General features: G+C 70.3%; 17 protein-coding genes. 5 read left to right on the forward strand and 12 right to left on the reverse strand.

Features of this window, described 5'->3' with window-relative positions; translation table 11 throughout:
* Positions 1 to 318, forward strand: coding sequence for a protealysin inhibitor emfourin (locus D7V77_RS05775; protein WP_120575263.1), 318 nt, complete (start codon positions 1 to 3; stop codon positions 316 to 318).
* On the opposite strand, the gene D7V77_RS05780 is transcribed toward D7V77_RS05775, so the two are convergent.
* Entirely contained in the window at positions 315 to 1,844 is a 1,530-nt protein-coding gene (locus tag D7V77_RS05780) for a M91 family zinc metallopeptidase (RefSeq protein WP_120575264.1), read from the reverse strand. The genes D7V77_RS05775 and D7V77_RS05780 overlap by 4 nt on opposite strands.
* A 349-nt stretch (positions 1,845 to 2,193) precedes the next feature.
* Here D7V77_RS05780 and D7V77_RS05785 point away from each other — a divergent pair, with 349 nt between their 5' ends.
* Positions 2,194 to 3,507 carry a porin gene (locus D7V77_RS05785; protein ID WP_120575265.1) on the forward strand — a complete coding sequence of 438 codons (1,314 nt, stop codon included), beginning with the start codon at positions 2,194 to 2,196 and terminating at the stop codon, positions 3,505 to 3,507.
* 1 nt (position 3,508) lies between these two features.
* Here the strand turns inward: D7V77_RS05785 and D7V77_RS05790 are convergent, their stop codons facing one another.
* From D7V77_RS05790 to D7V77_RS05810, 5 genes are all read right to left on the reverse strand, one after another.
* The gene (locus D7V77_RS05790) at positions 3,509 to 6,067 is read right to left on the reverse strand and encodes a polynucleotide kinase-phosphatase (protein WP_120575266.1); all 2,559 of its coding nucleotides are present in this window, start codon (positions 6,065 to 6,067) and stop codon (positions 3,509 to 3,511) included.
* The gene (locus tag D7V77_RS05795; RefSeq protein WP_120575267.1) at positions 6,064 to 7,464 is read right to left on the reverse strand and encodes a 3' terminal RNA ribose 2'-O-methyltransferase Hen1; all 1,401 of its coding nucleotides are present in this window, start codon (positions 7,462 to 7,464) and stop codon (positions 6,064 to 6,066) included. Before D7V77_RS05795 ends, D7V77_RS05790 begins: the two co-directional genes overlap by 4 nt.
* A 78-nt stretch (positions 7,465 to 7,542) precedes the next feature.
* On the reverse strand, positions 7,543 to 8,547 hold the full coding sequence (locus D7V77_RS05800) for a fumarylacetoacetate hydrolase family protein (protein WP_120575268.1): 1,005 nt from the start codon (positions 8,545 to 8,547) through the stop codon (positions 7,543 to 7,545).
* On the reverse strand, positions 8,544 to 9,854 hold the full coding sequence (gene hmgA, locus D7V77_RS05805) for a homogentisate 1,2-dioxygenase (protein ID WP_120575269.1): 1,311 nt from the start codon (positions 9,852 to 9,854) through the stop codon (positions 8,544 to 8,546). Before hmgA ends, D7V77_RS05800 begins: the two co-directional genes overlap by 4 nt.
* 41 nt (positions 9,855 to 9,895) lie before the next feature.
* A complete protein-coding gene (locus D7V77_RS05810; RefSeq protein WP_120575270.1) occupies positions 9,896 to 10,363 on the reverse strand; it encodes a MarR family winged helix-turn-helix transcriptional regulator in 468 nt (155 codons plus the stop codon).
* Positions 10,364 to 10,547: 184 nt separating this feature from the next.
* Here D7V77_RS05810 and D7V77_RS05815 point away from each other — a divergent pair, with 184 nt between their 5' ends.
* Entirely contained in the window at positions 10,548 to 10,829 is a 282-nt protein-coding gene (locus D7V77_RS05815; protein ID WP_120575271.1) for a hypothetical protein, read from the forward strand.
* 5 nt (positions 10,830 to 10,834) lie between these two features.
* Here the strand turns inward: D7V77_RS05815 and D7V77_RS05820 are convergent, their stop codons facing one another.
* Positions 10,835 to 11,224 carry a hypothetical protein gene (locus D7V77_RS05820; RefSeq protein ID WP_120575272.1) on the reverse strand — a complete coding sequence of 130 codons (390 nt, stop codon included), beginning with the start codon at positions 11,222 to 11,224 and terminating at the stop codon, positions 10,835 to 10,837.
* Between the two features lie 218 nt (positions 11,225 to 11,442).
* On the opposite strand from D7V77_RS05820, the gene D7V77_RS05825 reads away from it, so the two are divergent.
* Entirely contained in the window at positions 11,443 to 13,152 is a 1,710-nt protein-coding gene (locus D7V77_RS05825) for a hypothetical protein (protein WP_120575273.1), read from the forward strand.
* A 2-nt stretch (positions 13,153 to 13,154) separates the two neighbouring features.
* Here D7V77_RS05825 and D7V77_RS05830 read toward each other — a convergent pair whose 3' ends face one another.
* The 5 genes from D7V77_RS05830 to D7V77_RS43610 form a co-directional block, all read right to left on the reverse strand.
* Positions 13,155 to 13,646, reverse strand: a complete 492-nt coding sequence (locus D7V77_RS05830) for a hypothetical protein (RefSeq protein ID WP_120575274.1) — start codon at positions 13,644 to 13,646, stop codon at positions 13,155 to 13,157.
* A gap of 69 nt (positions 13,647 to 13,715) precedes the next feature.
* On the reverse strand, positions 13,716 to 15,116 hold the full coding sequence (locus tag D7V77_RS05835) for a hypothetical protein (RefSeq protein WP_120575275.1): 1,401 nt from the start codon (positions 15,114 to 15,116) through the stop codon (positions 13,716 to 13,718).
* Between the two features lie 53 nt (positions 15,117 to 15,169).
* On the reverse strand, positions 15,170 to 16,450 hold the full coding sequence (locus tag D7V77_RS05840; protein WP_120575276.1) for an MFS transporter: 1,281 nt from the start codon (positions 16,448 to 16,450) through the stop codon (positions 15,170 to 15,172).
* Between the two features lie 12 nt (positions 16,451 to 16,462).
* Entirely contained in the window at positions 16,463 to 17,200 is a 738-nt protein-coding gene (locus D7V77_RS05845; RefSeq protein ID WP_120575277.1) for a dienelactone hydrolase family protein, read from the reverse strand.
* 129 nt (positions 17,201 to 17,329) lie between these two features.
* Entirely contained in the window at positions 17,330 to 18,196 is an 867-nt protein-coding gene (locus D7V77_RS43610; protein WP_158624341.1) for a hypothetical protein, read from the reverse strand.
* 309 nt (positions 18,197 to 18,505) lie between these two features.
* Here D7V77_RS43610 and D7V77_RS05855 point away from each other — a divergent pair.
* The coding region (locus D7V77_RS05855; RefSeq protein WP_147451994.1) for an alpha/beta hydrolase at positions 18,506 to 18,910 on the forward strand (405 nt) is incomplete at its 3' end.

The raw sequence follows: 18,910 nt of genomic DNA on the forward strand, positions 1-18,910 counted from the left end.
ATGCGAATCGAGCTCAAACGGGAGGGAGGCGTCGCCTTCTTCCCGGGCCTCGCCAGGCCCCGCACCGTGGACCTGGCGGCCCTGCCTCCCGCCACGGCGGAGGCGCTCCAGAAGGAGGTGCGGGAGGCCCGCTTCTTCGAACAGCCGGCCACCGTGGGGGCTTCGCCCCAGCGGGGGGCGGACCGGACGCGCTACACCGTCACCATCGAGGACGATGGCGGGCGGAGGCATTCGGTCCAGATGCTGGAGCCCGTGACGGAGCCGCACCTGCGCTCCCTGCTGGAGCTCATCCAGAAGGCGGCTCGGGACACGCGCTAGTAGCGCGGACGGGTGGGCAGGTTCAGGTCGTCGCGGAGGACGTTCTCTCCGGGGCGGCCGCCCTGCACCACGTCCGGCGTGGACGGGTCCTGGTCCAGGTCGATGGGCAGGCCCACCGCGGACGTCTCGCGGTTGTTCACGCCGTCCTTCTCACCGACCGCCAGCGTGCCATTGGCGTAGTCCGAGGCGTGCACCATCTCGTGGAACAGCGCGACGACGGGCGGGCGGTTCATCCAGTCCTCGCTGCCCAGCGAGATGCGCGTGGTGTTGTAGTTCACCGTGCCGTTGGTGCCCTTGCCCGGCGTGCCGTCCGCGTTGAACCAGGCGTCGTCCTTGTTCTGCGCGGACGCGGAGTTGCCGCTGGACGTCTCCTTGATGGTCGTGGTGTGGCCGCTGTCATCCAGCGTGCGCAGCAGGTCCTGGCCCGAAGGCAGCGAGCGCATCGCGTCCAGGTCCGACTGCACGCGCGCCTGGAAGTCCGCGCTGCCCGACACCGTCACCGAGCGGCCGCGCTGGTCGGCGTTCGTCATGTCGACGATTTCGCGCTCGCCCTCGGCCGCGTCGGCGGTCTTCTCGTTCTCTTCGACGTAGAGCTTGTCCGTGCCCGTGCCGCCACGGACCGTGTCCTTGCCCGCGCCACCCGCCACCGCGTCGTTGCCGGCGCCGCCGCTCAGCGTGTCGTCGCCGCGCCCGCCGATGACCTGGTCGTCGCCCTCGCCGCCGTAGGCCCGGTCGTTGCCCGCGCCCGCGTCGATGTAGTCCCGGCCCTTGCCGCCGGACAGGTAGTCGTTGCCGTCCAGGCCGTACATCACGTCGCGGCCCTCGCCACCCATGATGCGGTCATCGCCCGCGCCGCCCTCCAGGTAGTCGTCGCCGTCCTGGCCCTTCAGCGTGTCCTTGCCCTCGCCACCGATGAGGGTGTCGTTGCCCGCGCCGCCGATGAGCGTGTCGTTGCCCTTGCCACCGGTGAGCTTGTCGTCGCCCGCGCCGCCGTCCAGGGTGATGTCCTGCGTGACGCTCGCGTCCACGGTGATGGAGTCGTTGCCGTCACCGCCGTTGATGATGGCGCCCTTGGCCTGCTCCGCGGTCAGCGTGACCGTGTCGCTGCCGGACTTGATGGTCAGCCCGCCGTCCTTGTTCTGCGACACCGTCGCGGTGTTGTTGCCCGCGCCCAGGTCCACCACCGTGCGCCCATCCGCGTTCGTGCTCACCTGGGGCCCGGCAAGGGCGCTGCCCACGCGGCCCGCGATCTTGCCCAGCGCCTCGCCGATGCCGCCGGCCGCCTTGCCCGCGGCCTTGCCCAGGGCGCCCCCGATGCCCCCAGCGCCCTCACCGGAGCGGATCTCCGCGGACAGCACCGGCCGGGAGGCGGCGCCCGAGCGCGGGGCCGAGTCGAAGCCGTCCTTCATCCGCTGCGCGACAGCGGCCTTCACCGCGTTGGGCTTCGCCGTGACGGGAGCCTTCACCGGCTGCGTGCTCACGGGGGACGAGGTGGGGCGCGAACCGGGCTTGCCAATCGAGGTCATGTCGCTTCTCGCGGGTGACGGAGACACCCGGTGCGGGTCCGGCGGACGGCTGCCGGGGAGCGGATGAATGCCGCCCGAAGGGGATTGTCGCGAAAGCGTGACGCCGGTTGCCTCGGACCGCTGTTTCCAGGCCAACCCCTGGGAATGACTCGTTCAGGGGCGGGGGCAGGGCCATGTCACGGGCGTGTGACACGAGCCGCTCGTTCGTGTGACAGGACCGCGTCGCCGGTAACGGTGTGGCAACAACAGGGGTCGGTGCATGGCGGAGGGCCGCTCTCTTCGGTAACGGGAGCGCCACAACGGGACCGGGCGGGTCCCTCCCTGCTCCCCGCCCGTCTCCTACGAACCCATGACCCTCGCCTCGTCCCACCGCTCCGTCCTTCAGGCCCTGCTGGCTGGTACCGCGCTCTTCTTCTCCTCCTCCACCCTGGCCCAGGCCCAGGAGACTCCGCCCGAGCCCGCTCCCCAGGGCGAGGTCGTGCCTCCCGCGGCCCTGCCGCCCCCCGCGGAGGAGAAGGAAAAGGAGAAGGAGAAGAGCAAGCCCTGGTACGAGAGCATCCGCCTCCGGGGCTACACGCAGGTCCGCTACAACCGGCTGCCCAGCTTCCGGGTGAACGACTCGCTCATCAACGACCAGGGCGACCGCTTCCTGGGCAAGGACACCGGCTTTGGCATCCGCCGCGCGCGGCTCGTCATCTTCGGGGACGTGCACCCTCACGTGTCCATCTACCTGCAGCCGGACTTCGCCTCCGTCATCGGTGACCAGTACAACGTCGCCGTCATGCGGGACTGGTACGCGGACATCTTCGTGGACGCGAAGAAGGAGTTCCGCTTCCGCGTGGGCCAGTCGAAGGTGCCGTTCGGCTTCGAGAACCTCCAGTCCAGCCAGAACCGCCTCGCGCTGGACCGCAACGACGCCATCAACAGCGCGCTGAAGGACGAGCGCGACGTGGGCGTGTTCTTCTACTGGGCGCCCTCGCACATCCGCGAGCGCTTCAAGTACCTCGTCGACAGCGGCCTCAAGGGCTCCGGCGACTACGGCGTGGTGGGCCTGGGCGTCTACAACGGCCAGACGGCCAACCGCGCCGAGCGCAACAACAGCCCCCACGCCGTCGCGCGCGTCAGCTATCCCTTCCTCTTCGGTTCCCAGTACGTGGAGGTCGGCACCGGCGCCTACTACGGCCGCTTCAACCTCAGCGCGGCCCCGCGCGATGACGCGGCCTATGCGCTGGCGCGTGGCCCCAACATGGTGGATGCCCGCGCCATCGTCAGCCTGATGATCTACCCGCAGCCCCTGGGCTTCCAGGCCGAATACAACATCGGGCGTGGGCCGTCGCTGGGCTCGTTCCCGGACGAGGCGCTGCTCATCGACAGCCGCAACCTGCATGGCGGCTACGCGCAGCTCATGTACAAGCTGGACGGCGTGGTGGGCGTGTCACTCATCCCCTACGTGCGCGGCACGCTCTACAAGGGCGGCAAGAAGTTCGAGACCAACGCCCCCCTCTACGACGTGCGCGAGCTGGAGCTGGGCGCGGAGTGGCAGATCTGGAAGGCGCTGGAGCTGACGGCCGCCTACGTCATCGCGGACCGCACCTCGTCGCGCTACCCGTATGAACAGGAGCAGGGGCACGTGACGCGCCTCCAGCTCCAGTTCAATTACTGAGTCAGAGTCGCGGGTCGACGGGCTCGCTCTCCAGGGCGAGCACGCCGAAGACGCACTCGTGCACGCGGCGCAGGGACTCCTTCTTCGTGAAGCGCTCCAGTCCCTCCACGCCCAGCGAGAACTCGCGCAGCGCGAGTGAACGCTTGGTGCCCAGGCCGCGCTGGCGCAGCCGGTCCAGGTTCGCGGGCGTGGTGTACTCCGGGCCGTAGATGATGCGCAGGTACTCCGTGCCCCGGGACTTGATGGCGGGCTGCACCACGCCCTTGCGTCCGCGCACCGCGAAGCCGAAGGGCTTCACCACCATGCCCTCGCCGCCGCGCGCGGTGAGCTCCTCCCACCACCGCACGCCGCCGGCCACCGCGTCCGCGTCCTCCAGCGCCACGACGCGGTAGGGCGTGGCCACCAGGAACGACGGGTCCGCGCGGCACACGCGGGCCAGCGTCTCCATGTGCCAGACGTGGTCCTTGTCCACGTGGGTCGAGCCCTCCGTGGCCAGCAGGTGGAACGGCGCCAGCCGCACGTCGTCCAGCGACGTCACCGGCCAGCAGTAGCGCCGGTACGCCTCCACGTAACGCTGGACGTCGGTGGCCTTGTCCGTGAAGCGCGCGGACAGCTCGCCCAGCGGCAGCCCCCGGGCGGTGGCCTGCCCCAGCACGGACACCACGTCCGTCAGCGCCGCGCGGGAGGCAGCCCCCACGGCGGCGTACGGGTCACGCAACAGCTCCTGGGCCTTGAGCGACCAGGGCATCAGCTCGCAGTCCAGGCAGGCCCAGTCCGTCTTCAATTCCTCCCAGAAGCCGGACGCGTCCAGCGCTGTACGGACGCGCGCGAGGAACGCGGCCTCCATGGCTTCGTCGGTGAAGAAGCGCCGGCCGGTGCGCGTGTAGCAGACGCCCGTCTCGCCGGAGGTGACGCCGAAGCGGCGGCGGGCGGCGTCCGCGTCGCGCGCGATGACGACGACGGCGCGCGAGCCCATGTGCTTCTCCTCGCAGACGACCTGCGCCACGCCCTCCTTGCGGTAGTAGTCGAACGCCTGCTGGGGATGCTCCAGGAAGCCGGGCTCGGTGCTCGTCTCCGACGGCGACATGGTGGGCGGCAGGTAGATGAGCCAGCGCGGATCGATGGCGAAGCGGCTCATCGCCTCCAGCGCCGCGGTGGTGTTCTCCTCGCGCAGGGTGACGTGCGCGGCCAGCCGCGTGGAGATGACGCGCTTGCCCCGCACGTCCTCCAGGTCCAGCACGTCATCCGCCTGTTGCTGCGCGCTCAGGCCGGACGGAGCCGGAGCGGCCAGGGGCTTCACCGGCTCGCAGTACACGCGCTGCGCGGGGACGGAGACCAGCTCACGCTCCGGGTAGCGCAGGGCGGTGAGCTGGCCGCCGTAGACGCAGCCGGTGTCCACGCACAGCGTGTTGTTGACCCACTCGGCCTCCAGCACGGCCTGGTGGCCGTACACCACCGACGCGCGGCCCCGGTACTCCGCCGCCCAGTTGAAGCGCACCGGAAAGCCGTACTCGTCCGTCTCGCCCGTCGTCTCGCCGTAGAGCGCGAAGGTGCGCACGCGGCCAGAGCCCCGGCCCTGCATGCTCTCCTTCATGCCCGCGTGCGCCACCACCAGGCGCCCGTCGTCCAGCACGTAGTGGGACACCCGGTCGTCGATGAACTTCGCCACGCGCTGGTGGAACTCCGGCGGTTCCTTCTCCAGCTGCTCCAGCGTCTGGGCCATGCCGTGGGACACGTTGACCTTGCTGCCGCGCAGCTTGCGCAGCAGCTTCATCTCGTGGTTGCCCGGCACGCACAGCGCGGTGCCGGCCTCCACCATGTCCATCACCAGCCGCAGCACGCCCGGGATGTCCGGGCCGCGGTCCACCAGGTCGCCCAGGAAGACGGCCTTGCGGCCCTCCGGCGGGCGCACTTCGACACCCGGCGTGCCGTCCGCGCGCGGACGCACCTGGTAGCCCAGCTTCGCGAGCAGCGCCTCCAGCTCCTCACGGCAGCCGTGGATGTCTCCGATGATGTCGAAGGGCCCGCGCTCGCGCTTGAGGTTGCACCAGAGCGGCTGGCGCTCCAGCACCACGCGTTCGATGGCGTCCGGCTTGAGGACGTGGAGGTGGCGGAAGCCCTCGCGCTCCAGGCCGCGCATGGAGCGGTGCATCTGCGAGACCTGGTTGCGCACGAAGCGGAAGCTGGCGGCGCGGTCCGGCCGCTGCTGGTTGCGCTCGATGCAGGTGCGCTCCGGCACGTCCAGCACCAGTGCCACGGGCAGCACGTGGTACTCGCGCGCCAGTTCGACGAAGGCCTTGCGGGACTCCGGCTGCACGTTGGTGGCGTCCACCACTGTGAGCAGGCCCCGCGCCAGCCGCTTCGCCGCGACGAAGCGCAGCGTCTCGAAGGCGTCCTTCGTCGCCTCCTGGTTGTTCTCGTCGTCGGACACGACGCCCCGGTAGGTGTCCGAGGAGAGCACCTCCGTGGGCTTGAAGTGCCGACGCGCGAAGGTCGACTTCCCCGAGCCGGACGGGCCAATCAGCACGACGAGTGACAGCTCTGGAATGTGGATGTTCATCGCGTGAATACCGCCATCTGCGTCGGCGCGCCGACCTCCGCGTCGTTCTCGCCCACCGGCCGGAAGCTCACGGTGTAGCCGTAGCGCTCGCACATGCTCGCCGCCCACGCCTCGAACTCGGCGCGGGTCCACTCGAAGCGGTGGTCGCGGTGGCGGAAGGTACCGGTGGGGAGCGAGGTGAAGCGCACGTTGTACTCGGCGTTGGGGGTGGTGAGGAGGATGAGGCCCGGCCGCGTGTACTCGAAGAGCACGCGCTCGAAGGCCGCGAGGCGCGGCATGTCCAGGTGTTCGATGACCTCGATGACGGTGGCGGCGTCGAAGCCCGCGAGCCGCTGGTCGCGGTACAGGAGCGAGCCGTGCAGCAGCTTCACGCGCTGCCGTTGCAGGTCCGGCATCCGTTCGATGCCGAGCCGGTCGTGGGCAATCTCCAGCGTGCGGTAGGACACGTCCATGCCGACGAGCTCGGTGAAGCGGCGGTCCTTCAGCAGGGCCTTGAGCAGCCGGCCCTCGCCGCAGCCCAGGTCCACCACGCGCGCGGCGCCGTGCTCCTGGAGGACGGTCATCACCGTCTGGAGCCGCTGCTCGTTGAGACTCAGGCGCGACTCGAGCACGGCCTCCTCGGCGTTGCGCGCCTCCTGGCGTTCCTCGGGCTCGGGGGCCTCGTCGCCCGCGAGCCGCTCCAGGGCTTCGCGCGCCAGGCTGTGGCGGTGGCGCAGGTAGCGGCGGGCAATCTGTTCGCGCTCCGGGTGCGTGGCGAGCCAGCCCTCACCGTGGCGCACCAGCTTCTCCACCTCCTCGTCGCCGACCCAGTAGTGCTTGTCGTCGTCGAGCACCGGGATGAGGACGTACAGATGCGAGAGCAGGTCGCCCAGGCGCACGTGTCCCTCCAGCGTCACGGTGAAGTAGCGGCTGTCCCCCCACGCGGGCACCGTCTCGTCCAGCGCGTGGCGGGTCGCGGTGACGGTGTAGCCGAGCGGCTCGAAGAGGCGGCGCAGGAAGGTTTCACCGCCCCGGCAGGGCAGCACCGACAGGCGGGCGGAGAAGGGCAGGGGTTGTGCGGCCAGCTCTGGCCGGTCCTTGCTGCGCCCCGACAGCGCGGTGCCGAAGACGCGGGACAGCGCCACGCTCATGAAGGACGACGCCACGTAGGGCCGGTCGTTGACGTACTGGTCCAACGTGCCGCCCTGGCCTCCGGACGACGGACGGCCGCGCACCAGGGCGACGGGGTCCACCTCCAGGAGGAGTGCCGCCGTGGTGCGGCCGGCGGAGGCCTCCGGGTAGAAGACGTGCGCCAGTCCGAAGGGAAGCTCGAAGGACTGGGGCCGTTCCGGGTTCTTGTGCAGCAGGTAGCCCAGGTCCGTCGCGGGCGAATGGGTCGTCGATAGGGTCAGGAGCATGGGGGCGCGCGTGAATCCTGCTGCGCGCCGGACGGGTGGAACAAGGGGCCCTGACGAAAGCGGCCCCTTCTTCTCCGCCTACCCGCCGACTGACTGGTCGATGGCGCCGAAGATGCTGGCGCCCGAGTCGTCCCGCATCTCGATGCGCACCTGGTTGCCGCGCTTCAGGAACGGCGTCTTCGGCGCGCCGTCCCGGAGCGTCTCCACCACGCGCACCTCCGCGATGCACGAGTAGCCCGCCCCACCCGCACTCACCGGCTTACCAGGACCGCCGTCCGGGCCCCGGTTGGACACCGTGCCGGAGCCCACGATGCTGCCCGCGCACAGCGAGCGCGTCTTCGCCGCGTGGGCCACCAGCGTGCCGAAGTCGAACGTCATGTCCACGCCCGCGTCCGCTCGGCCGAAGGGCTCGCCGTCGAGGAAGACCTCCAGGCGGCGGTGCAGCTTGCCTTCCCGCCACGCGGTGCCCAGCTCGTCTGGCGTGACGAACACCGGAGAAAACGCCGACGCGGGCTTGGACTGGAAGAAGCCGAAGCCCTTCGCCAGCTCGTTCGGAATCAGGTTGCGCAGCGACACGTCGTTGACCAGGCCCACCAGCACGACGGCGCCCAGGGCCTGCTCGCGCGTGGCGCCCAGCGGCACGTCGCGCGTCACCACCACGACCTCACCCTCCATGTCGCAGCCCCACGCCTCGTCGGCGAGCGGGATGGGCTGGCGCGGCCCGAGGAAGCCGTCGGAGCCGCCCTGGTACATCAAGGGGTCGGTCCAGAAGGAGGGCGGAAGCTCCGCGCCGCGCGCCTTGCGCACCAGCTCCACGTGGTTCACGTACGCGGAGCCGTCCGCCCACTGGTAGGCGCGGGGCAGGGGCGCCGCGCACCGGGCGGGGTCGAAGGGTGCTCCCGGAACCTCTCCTCGCTCCATCCGCTCCGACAGCGCGCGCAGGGCTGGCGCGTGGCGGTCCCAGTCATCCAGGGCGGCCTGGAGCGTGGGCGCGATGGCGGACGCATCCGCCTGCCGGGACAGGTCCTTCGTCACGACGACGAGCCGTCCGTCCCGTCCTGCGTCGACCGAGGCGAGCTTCACGACTGGCCGCCTCCCGAGGACTGCAGCTTCGCCTTGGGCAGGTCCGCCCAGCAGGCGTCGTAGTCCTTCTGGAGGACGGGGCTCTCCATGGCCTGGCGCGTGGGCGCGATGACCCAGCGGGTCTCGAACATGAAGGCGAGCGTGTTGTCGATCTTCTTCGGCGTCAGCTCCGCGGCGACGGCGGCTTCGTACGTCTTGCGGTCCGGGCCGTGGGCGCTCATGCAGTTGTGGAGCGACGCGCCGCCGGGCAGGAACGCGTCCGCCTTGGCGTCGTAGACGCCGTGGACCAGGCCCATCAGCTCGCTCATCACGTTGCGGTGGAACCAGGGCGGCCGGAAGGTGTTCTCCGCCACCATCCACCGGGGCGGGAAGATGACGAAGTCGCAGTTCGCGGTTCCCGGCGTGTCACTGGGCGACGTGAGCACCGTGAAGATGGACGGATCCGGGTGGTCGTAGCTCACCGTGTTGATGGTGTTGAAGCGCGCCAGGTCGTACGTGTACGGCACGTTGTTGCCGTGCCACGCCACGACGTCGAACGGCGAGTGGTCCAGCGTTGTCTCCCAGAGGTTCCCCTGGAACTTCTGCACCACGCGCGTGGGGCGCTCCACGTCTTCATACGCCGCATGAGGCGCCACGAAGTCGCGAGGGTTCGCCAGTCCGTTGGAGCCGATGGGCCCCAGCTCCGGGAGCCGGAACTGCGCGCCGTAGTTCTCACAGATGTAGCCGCGCGCGGAACCGCCGGGCAGCTCCACCCGCATGCGCATGCCGCGCGGGATGAGCGCGACGTGGCCGGGAGGGACCTCCAGCACGCCCAGCTCCGTGACGATGCGCAGTGTCCCGGACTGGGGGACGATGAGCATCTCACCGTCGGCGTTGAAGAACGCCGTGTCCGTCATGGACGCCGTCGCCGCGTAGAGGTGCACCGCCGCGCCCGCGTTCTCGGCCGGGGAACCATTGCCGCCCAGCGTGAAGAGGCCCTCCAGGAAGGTGGTGGGCGTGGTGGGCATGGGCGCCGGGCTCCAGCGCAGCCGGTTGGGCGAGGGAGGCACCTCCCGGAAGGGGCCGCTCTTGAGCGTGCGGGCCTCCACGGGCCGGTACGCCGGGTGGCCCGCGCTGGGCCGCAGCCGGTACATCCACGTGCGCCGGTTCACGCCGCGAGGCGCTGTGAACGCGGTGCCGGAGAGCTGCTCGGCGTAGAGGCCGAACGCGACGCGCTGGGGCGTGTTCTGGCCTACGGGAAGCGCACCGGCGACAGCCTCCGATGCGTGCTCGTTTCCAAAGCCTGTCAGATGGCGGACGTTTTCCATGGCGCCCGAAATAGTAACAGATGTAACCAATCCGGCAAGGCTCAGGGGCCGGGCTTGAGGGCGCGGATGGCGGCGCGCTCCACGCGCTCCAGCAGGGAGCGAAGCACCTCGCGTTCAGAGGGCGACAGCTCCGCGAGCACCTCCGCCTCCGCTTCGAGCGCGGCGGGGGCCACCCGCTGGTAGAGCCTGCGTCCCGAGGCGGTCAGCGTCAGGCGCCGTGAGCGGGCGTCGCTCTGGCTCGTGGCGCGCCGCACCAATCCGCGCTCCTCCAGCGAGCGCGCGGCGCGGCTCACCGGGACCTTCTCCATGCGCGTGCGCCGGACGAGCTCCAGCTGTGAGCGCTCCCCGTCCTCGCCCAGGACGGCGATGAGCCGCCACTCCTGCGTGGAGAGGCCGTCCTCGGCCGCGTACACGCGGGCGATGCGCTGGCTCACGACGTTGTCCGCGACCGACAGGCGATAGGGGAGGAACTCATCGAGGGTGAGGCTCGCGGTGCGTGCTTTCTTCATCGGGCGTCCGACTATAGCGAGCGTGGCCCGGGTGCCACGGCTCGCTTGGGGGGGCGGTGCTGGTGTCGCGCGCCCATCCGTCCCCGGATTGAGGGCATCCGTCTGGGGCGCCCTCGCAGCTCGAAGGTCATGACGACTTATCGGCTTCATCCTCGCGGCGGCGCTGCTCATTGGCGTGCCGGTGATGATCGACGGCTTGATGGACTCAGGCTTGGATCAGACGACGAAGCTGCTCGTGGGTCTGCCCATCACGGCCGTGGGCGTCGTGGGCGTGGTCCTGGTCGTCGTAGGCTTCAGCCGGGGAGGGCGCATCGCGCGGGAGAACAAGGCCCGCCGCGAAGCGCTCGTCGAAGAGAAGACCCAGGTGGAGGCGGAGTTGCGGGACCTGCGGGCCCGCCGCGATGGCCTGCGCTCGCGGCAGTGGCAGCCCCGCCCCTCCGTCCCCCTCATCGCCGTGAACTTCTGACCGGGTCAGTAGGTGCAAGCGCGGTTGTTGCAATACCCCTGACGCGTGCCGCAGACGCAATCCGAGTCGTCGATGCAGCGGCTGGACGGGCACGTCGGGCCGCCACCGCCGCCACCGCCGGGGAGTTGGTAGGAGCAGGCGTTGCGCGCGCACGTCACGGACCGCGCGTTGGGACACGCGTTCCAGCAGTCATCCTCGGAGGAGCACCGGACGGAGACACAGACCAGGCTCGCGGCCTCCTCGGGCGTGGGCTCGGATGACATGACCTCGGCGGCGGCGCACACCGCCTGCGTGGCCATCTCCAGGGCCGGCGCGGACGGCTCCGCGAAGGCCGCGGTGGCCGCGAAGGACAGCAGGACGGCGACGCTCCAGGACAGGCTTCGACGGGACGACATGGCGGCGGGCTCTTTCCTCCCAAGGAAGCCATGCGGCACTGCATGGGGGATTCCTGGGAGCACCAAATTAGCATGGCTGTCCTGACTGGCGCCGGTGCCGCCGGACGCATCCCGGGCAAGGGGTTCATCGGTTGGATTGACACCCCGCCTGGAGCCGATTGCCGCATGCGCCAGGTCCCCCCACCGTTCCTGGGAGATCGCAGGCCCGGGGGGACCTCATGCGCGCGCAACTCCTGTTCATCCTCGTCCCGTCTTTGATTGTTCCGGGGACGTATGCCGGAGCGCAGGACGCCAGCCCGCCGGATGCTGGCGCGGCCGCGCACGGGGCGCATGGCAAGCCTTCCGCGCTGTCGAGCCTGACCTCGCTCGCCCAGGGCGCGGTGCTCTTCGATGACCTGGGGACCTTCCAGCGGAAGGTGACGACCCGGTCGCCCGAGGCGCAGGCTTTCTTCGACCAGGGCATGCGGCTCACGTATGCCTTCAACCACGACGAGGCCGCGCGCTCGTTCGCCCGCGCCGCGCAGTTGGATCCCTCCTGCGCCAGCTGCTTCTGGGGTGTCGCCCTGGTGCTCGGTCCCAACTACAACGTGCCCATGCTGCCGGACCGGGCAGCGACCGCGTGGACGGCCCTGCAAAAGGCCCAGGCGCTCGCCCCCACGGCGACTCCCACGGAGCAGGCGCTCATTGGCGCGCTGTCCCGGCGCTACGGCGGGCCGGAGCCCCGCACGCCCGAAGAGATGAAGCCCTTCTCCCAGTCCTACGCCAACGCCATGCGCGACGTGGCGAAGCGCTTCCCGGATGACAACGACGTGCAGGTGCTCTTCGCCGAGTCCCTGATGAACCTCAACCCGTGGAAGCTGTGGACGCTGGAGGGCAAGCCGGAGCCGGGGACCGGAGAGATTGTCTCGCGGCTGGAGACGGTGCTCGCGCGCGCGCCGAACCACCCGGGCGCCAATCACTATTACATCCACACCATCGAGGCCTCGGAGTACCCCGAGCGCGCATTGCCCTCCGCGGAGCGGCTGCCAGGGCTGATGCCCGGCGCGGGCCACCTGGTGCACATGCCGGCGCACATCTACCAGCGGGTGGGCCGGTACGCGGATGCCTCGGAGAGCAACCGCCGCGCTGTCCAGGCGGACAATGACTATCTGCGCCAGGTGGAGCCCATTGGCTACTACCCGATGTACCTGGCCCACAACTGGGGCTTCCTGTCGTTCTCCTCCTCCATGGAGGGACGCGCGGGGGAGTCCATCCGCGCCGCGCGCGAGTCCGCGAATGTCCTGCCGCCTGAGATGCTGAAGGAGATGCCGGGCATGGACTTCTTCGCCTCGGAACCCCTGCTCGCGATGGTGCGCTTCGGGCGCTACGACGCGCTGCTCACGGAGCCCCGGCCGGACCCGAAGTACCCGGTGCTGACGGGGCTGTGGTTGCACGCGCACGGGCTGGCGCTCGCGGCGAATGGGGAGTTCAAGGAGGCCCGCTCGGAGCACGCGGAGCTGGTGAAGCTGGCCGCGAACGTTCCCGACACGATGACCGCTGGAAACAATTCGGCGAAGGACGTGCTGGACGTGGCGGCCCGCGTGCTCGACGCATCCATCTCCGAGCGCCAGGGCTGCGCCGACGCGCTGACGCGCTGGGAGGACGCGGTGCGCGCCGCGGATCAGCTGGCCTATTCAGAGCCCAGTGACTGGTATTACCCCGTGCGTCACTTCCAGGGCGCGGCGCTGCTGGACGCGAAGCAATACAAGGCCGCGGAGGCTGTCTACCGGGAGGACCTGCGCCGCAACCCCGGCAATGGCTGGGCCCTCTTCGGACTCGCCTGGTCGCTGAAGGGGCAGGGGCGCACGGCGGAAGCCAACGCCGTGAATCAACGCTTCAAGACGGCCTGGGCGGGCTCCGACTTCGCGCTCACCCGCACGGCCTTCTGACGTCAGCGGGCTTCTGAGCGCCGGAAGCCGTACACCCACGCGCCCGCGGCGATAAGCGCGGGCAGCACCACCGACACCGTGAGCGCGCCGAACACGGCGTCGTTGGCGGGCTGCCCGATGAAGTCCACGCCGGATACGCGCAGCCACGCCTTCACGCAGGTGATGCCCCAGTTGGCCCAGTTGGCGACGATGACCGCCCAGGCCAGCCGCCGCTGTCCCACGGGGCCGTAGCGCAGCATGGGCAGCGTCCACGCGACGCCCAGGAGGAAGAACGTGCCCATCAGCGCGTTCAGGTGCGCGGCGAGCGCCATCTGCGGATCCGCTGGCACCTTGCCCGTCATCGCCGCGGAGACGTAGCCGCCGGTGAGCAGGCCCACCAGCATCAGCCACGCCGCGGCGTGGGCCATCAGCCGGGCCGCGGGCTGGACGAGCGGGACGACGGGGGACTCGGGGACTGCGGCCTCGGAGAGGGGACGGGCGGATGCGTTGCGCATGGTGGGCGGAACGGCATCCTCGCACCCGGCCGCGCAGGGACGCCAATCACCGCCTCCTGACTCCCAGCGTCAGAAGCGCGCCTGGAGCAGCACGCTGAAGCCCACGGCATTCGCGGGTTGGAAGACCGGCGTTCCGACGCCCGTGACGTCATCCTCGAAGCGGGTCCGGTTCGGGTCGTGCGTGTAGGAGATCTCCGCCAGTACGCCAGCCACCTTTCCCAGGTCCCAGCGCACCGTGGCCTTCGCCGTCACCACCAGCCCCGGGGCCTCGCCTTCGGGCAGCAGGCTGAGGAGGTTGGGGCCCTGGAACACGGCGGTGTAGTTGCGGCCCGGGATGCCCACCGGCGCGTTCCGGAGCGAGGCGGGGCGGGTGACGCGCACGAGCAGCCCGGGCGTCAGCCCCCAGTCCTGGAGGTGGTAGTCACTGCTCAGCGTCCCGGAGACCTCCGCGCGGGTCTCCGCGTCGTTCATGAAGGCGATGTACGGAGGGATCCCGGGCGCGTCGAGCTGGATGAAGGACAGCGTGCGGACGTAGGCCAACGCGTGCGCGCGCCAGAAGCCCTGTTTCACCCGCGCCTCCAGGGCCCCCGCGCCTCCCGTCTGCGTGGTCCGTTGGAGGAAGGCGTCCGGATCCAGCAGCCCCTGGGACACGATGCTGCCCTCCAGCGACACCGACGCCGCGAAGCCTCCGGGGTAGGTCTCGGGCTGGAAGAAGCGCTCGAAGAAGGTCGGGTCGCCCTGGTAGAGCTTCAGGTCGACGTTGTTCCCGATGGGGGCGCCCCGGTGCCAGACCGCGCCCAGCGAGGCGCCGCGCATGGGGACGTGCATCTCGATGCCCTGGATCGCGGCGCCGGGAATCTGTCCCCGGTCGAGCACGGTGCCCTTCACGGCCAGCCGCACTTCGGGCGTGACGTCCAGGAAGCCGCCCGCCAGCAGGGCGTAGCGGCGCCCGAACTCCAGCTCCAGGTCGTCGAGTACGGGGGCGGACTTGAGCGCCACGAAGGCGTCCCACCGCTGCCGGGACAGGCGCAGCTCCAGCGCGGACTCGGCGGCCGAGCGGCGCGGGAAGGCCTGCCGCTCCCACGTCACCGGGTAGGCGAAGCCCATGTAGAGCCGGGACGTGGACATGGGGTGGACCACGGCGGAGAGCCCCTCTCCGGCTTCCCATCCGGAGGGCCGGTAGCGCAGCCGGACGGTGCTGCCGTTGTCCGCGAAGCCCATGCCCTGCGAGCCACCCGTGGTGAGGAAGAACGACAGCGCGGCCTCCGCGCGCAGGCCCGACGCGAGCTCCGGTGTATGTCCTTCCAGCGCCGCGTGGAAGGAGGTGGCGGTGGGGGCGCCCAGGGTGTCGATGTCCTCGTCGGTGGCGTAGAAGGACAGCCGCGCCTGGAAGGACGGCTCGGTGGACGTGGGCGCGGAGGACTGCCCCAGCAGGAGCAGCAGGGGAAGCGTCAGGAGTGGAGACGTCATGGGCGCGCGCGTCTAGCACGTCCCGCCCGGGACAGGCATTCCCACCAAGCGCTTCAGGACGACGCGTCGATGCGGCTGTGGCGCCGCGTGTCCGGCATCACCGTGTAGACGAGCAGCGAGCAGAAGATGCAGGCCGTGACGTACCAGAAGAACCACTCCTCGCGCCCGGCCAGCTTCAGGCGCGTGCCCACGTACTCCGCGGTGCCTCCGAAGAGGGACACCGTCAGCGCGTAGGGCAGCCCCACGCCCAGGGCGCGGATGCGCGCGGGGAACAACTCTGCCTTCACCACGGCGTTGATGGACGTGTAGCCGGAGAGGATGACCAGCGCGGCGAGCACCAGCAGGAACGCGGTGAAGGCGTCCCGCGTCCGCGTCAGCGCCGTGAGCAGCGGCACCGTGCACAGCGTGCCCAGCACTCCGAACCCCATCAGCACCGGCCTGCGTCCCACGTGGTCGGAGACGAACCCCAGCACCGGCTGGAGGAACATGTAGAGGAACAGCGAGCCCGCGGAGATGAGCGTGGCCTCATCCCGGGTCAGCCCCACGGAGTTCACCAGGAACTTCTGCATGTAGACGGTGTATGTGTAGAAGGCCAGCGTCCCGCCCATGGTGAGCCCCACCACGACGGCGATCTCCTTCGGGTGGCGCAAGAGCTCCCGCATGGGGTGGTGCTCGGACTTCTTCGCGGCCTCTCGGGTGAAGGCCTCCGTCTCCACCATGTTGCGGCGCATGTAGAAGCCGAAGACGGCCAGCGCCGCGCCAATGCCAAACGGGATGCGCCAGCCCCACGCCTCCAGCTGCGGGCCCGTCAACACCAACCGCTGCAACACCAGCAGCGTCAGCGTGGCCAAGAGCTGTCCCATGATGAGCGTGACGTACTGGAAGGAGCTGTAGAAGCCGCGGTGGCGGGAGGTGGCCACCTCGCTCAGGTAGGTGGCGCTGGTGCCGTACTCGCCGCCCAGGGAGAGGCCCTGGAGCAGCCTCGCGAGTATCAGCACCACGGGCGCCGCCACGCCGATGCGCGCGTAGGTGGGACACACGGCGATGACCAGCGAGCCCAGGCACATCAGCGTGACGGACAACGTCAGCGCGGACCTGCGGCCCCGGAGGTCCGCGTAGAGCCCCATCCACCAGCCGCCCACCGGCCGGATGAGGAAGCCCAGCGCGAACACCCCGGCGGTGTTGAGCTGCTGCACCAGTGGATCCGCGTCCGGGAAGAACGCCTGCGCGAAGTACAGCGAGAACGCGGAGTAGACGTAGAAGTCGTACCACTCGATGAGGTTGCCCACCGAGCCGCCGAAGATGGAGAGCAGCCGCTGCCGCACAGGGGACATCGGGCTCAGGGCTCAGGCCTTCAGCGTGCGGCCGAACAGGTCCTCGAGCCTCTTCCAGTGCGTCTCCGCGACCTCCGCGTTGAACGCGGCCGAGCCCGCAACCGAATAGCCGTGCTGCGCGCCAGGGTAGAGCTCCGAGCGGTACTTCACGCCCGCGTCCTTCAGCGCCGCCTCCAGCGTGTGGATGGCGTCCGCGGGCATGGAGTTGTCCTGGTCCGCGTGGCCGAAGTACAGCTCGCCCTTCACCTGGTTCACCAGGCGGTGGGGGCTGTCGGGCGAGTCCGTGGCCAGGCGGCCGCCATGGGAGGACGCCACCGCGCCGATGCGGTCCGGGAAGTCCGCGCCCATGCGCACGGCGATGCCGCCGCTGAAGCAGTAGCCGGCCACGCCCGCCTTCGGGCCCTTCACGAAGGGCTGCCGGGAGAGGAAGTCCAGCTCAGCACCCGCGTCCAGCTTCAGGCGCTCCGGCGTCAGCGCGCCGATGAGGCCGTAGAGGCGCTTGCGGAACGCCTCGTCCGCGAAGGAGCCCTGGAGGTCCAGCTTCGAGGTGTGTCCGTCCCGGTAGAACACGTTGGGCATCAGCACGACGTAGCCGGACTTCGACAGACGCCGGGCCATGTCCTCGAAGACGGGCCGGATGCCAAAGGCATCCGGAATCATGATGACCGCCGGCCACGGTCCCGAGCCCTCCGGCTGGAACAGCTTCGCGTCCATCACTCCATCCGCGGTCTTGATGTCGACGTCCTGCATGGCGTGGGTGACCTCCCGCGCGGGCGGTGCATGCGCCCGGCAGGAGGGTGACACCACACGCGCGAGCGATGCGCCATCCGTTTCGCGACGGGCCCCCTCCTCCCCGCGCGAAACGGACACTTGCTTGCGCTACTTGACGCAGTTGCTCCAGCCGCGCTTGCTGTTGCTGACCGTCATCTCCCAGTAGCGGGTGCCGCTGTTGTAGTCGATGGAGACGCCGTCGTTGAAGTCGCTGGTGTTGAAGTTGCCGCCGATGCCGGACAGCAGGCAGGCCACGCCGCCCGGGTTGTAGTCCAGGTTGTGCGTGAAGGTGCCCGGGTTGCCCGCGATCCACAGCCAGCCGCCCTGGGCCGTGGGGACGTCCACGCAGATGGCGCGGGCGCCGCCGGAGCCGCCCAGGCTGCCGCCCAGGTACCAGTTGTAGCCGTCGTTCCAGACGCGGGCGTAGTCGGAGTTGGCCGTGAAGCCGCCCGCGGCCTCCACCTGCGTGAGGAAGCAGCGGCGCGACGCGGTGACCGCGCCCAGGAGCTTCGCCGCCTGGCCGTCGTACCAGGCCATCTCAGGGGTGCGGTTGGTGGCGGTGTCGAGGCACTGGACGCCCGTGCCCAGCGCCTTGCTGTTGGTGTGGTTGACGAAGATCTGCCAGTTGCCGGCGTACTGGAACACACCCGCGCCGGCCCAGCTGGTGCCCTTCAGGTTGCCCTGGACGCCGGTCAGGAAGCAGGTCCGGCCCGTGGAGGTTCCGATGGCGGTGGAGGTCAGGCCGTTGTTGGAGGTGCCCCACCAGTAGGTTCCGCCCAGGTTGACACCCTGCTCGGCCGTCGCGAGGGCCGCGTCGTCGGGCGCGGCCGGGGCGGCGGTCTCGGTGACGGCCTCGCCCGTGGGGGCCTCACCCGCCAGGGTCTCGTCCATCATGGGGTCGCCGCCACAGCCCACCGCGAAGAGGCAAAGGGGGGCCGCCAGGAACAGCTTCCGCGCGAAGTGATTCGTGTGCATGTCGCTTCTCCGTTCGTCGTTTGGAAATGCCAGCGATGCGTCCGCTGGCCGGGGTTCGTCCCGGCCGGGTCGCCAGCGGGGAACGTGGCGGGACATGAGCAACGGGGATGCCAGCGCCGCGTCCCTGGGGAGCGTGTCGAGGGAGGGCGTGGGGAACGGCAATCCTTGCGTGTCCACGACGCGTGCGGGCCGGCAAGGCTTGCACGGACGGCAAGAGTTGCACGACCGGGGCGGCCGGGAGGTGTGTCCGCGCGGGGCTCCTGGCAGGATCGCGCCATCAGTCTACGGAGCGGGGAGGGCACGTTGGTCATGCATCGCGAAGGCGCGGCCGTGGTCCGGACGCTGGTGGTGCTGGGCGCGCTGTTCGGGGCCGGCGCGCGGGCGGAGGTGACGCGCGCGGAGTTCCTGGTGCCGTCGGAGGAGGGCATCGAGGTGTCCGTGCGCGAGGTGAAGGACACGGGCATGCAGGTGGCCAACCTGCCGCCGCTCATCCTCCTGCACGGCGCGCGGGTGCCGGGGCGGGCCTCGTTCGACCTGCCCGTCGAGGGCGGCTCCATCGCGGCGGAGCTCGCCCGCGCGGGGCACGCGGTGTACCTCATGGATGCGCGCGGCTATGGCGGCTCCACGCGGCCCCTGGCCATGAGCACGCCCGCGAAGGGCCGGCCCCTGGTGGGCTCGCACGAGGTCGTCCAGGACGTGCACGCGGTGGTGGGC

Source organism: Corallococcus sp. CA041A, assembly GCF_003612075.1.
GTDB classification, from domain to species: domain Bacteria; phylum Myxococcota; class Myxococcia; order Myxococcales; family Myxococcaceae; genus Corallococcus; species Corallococcus exiguus.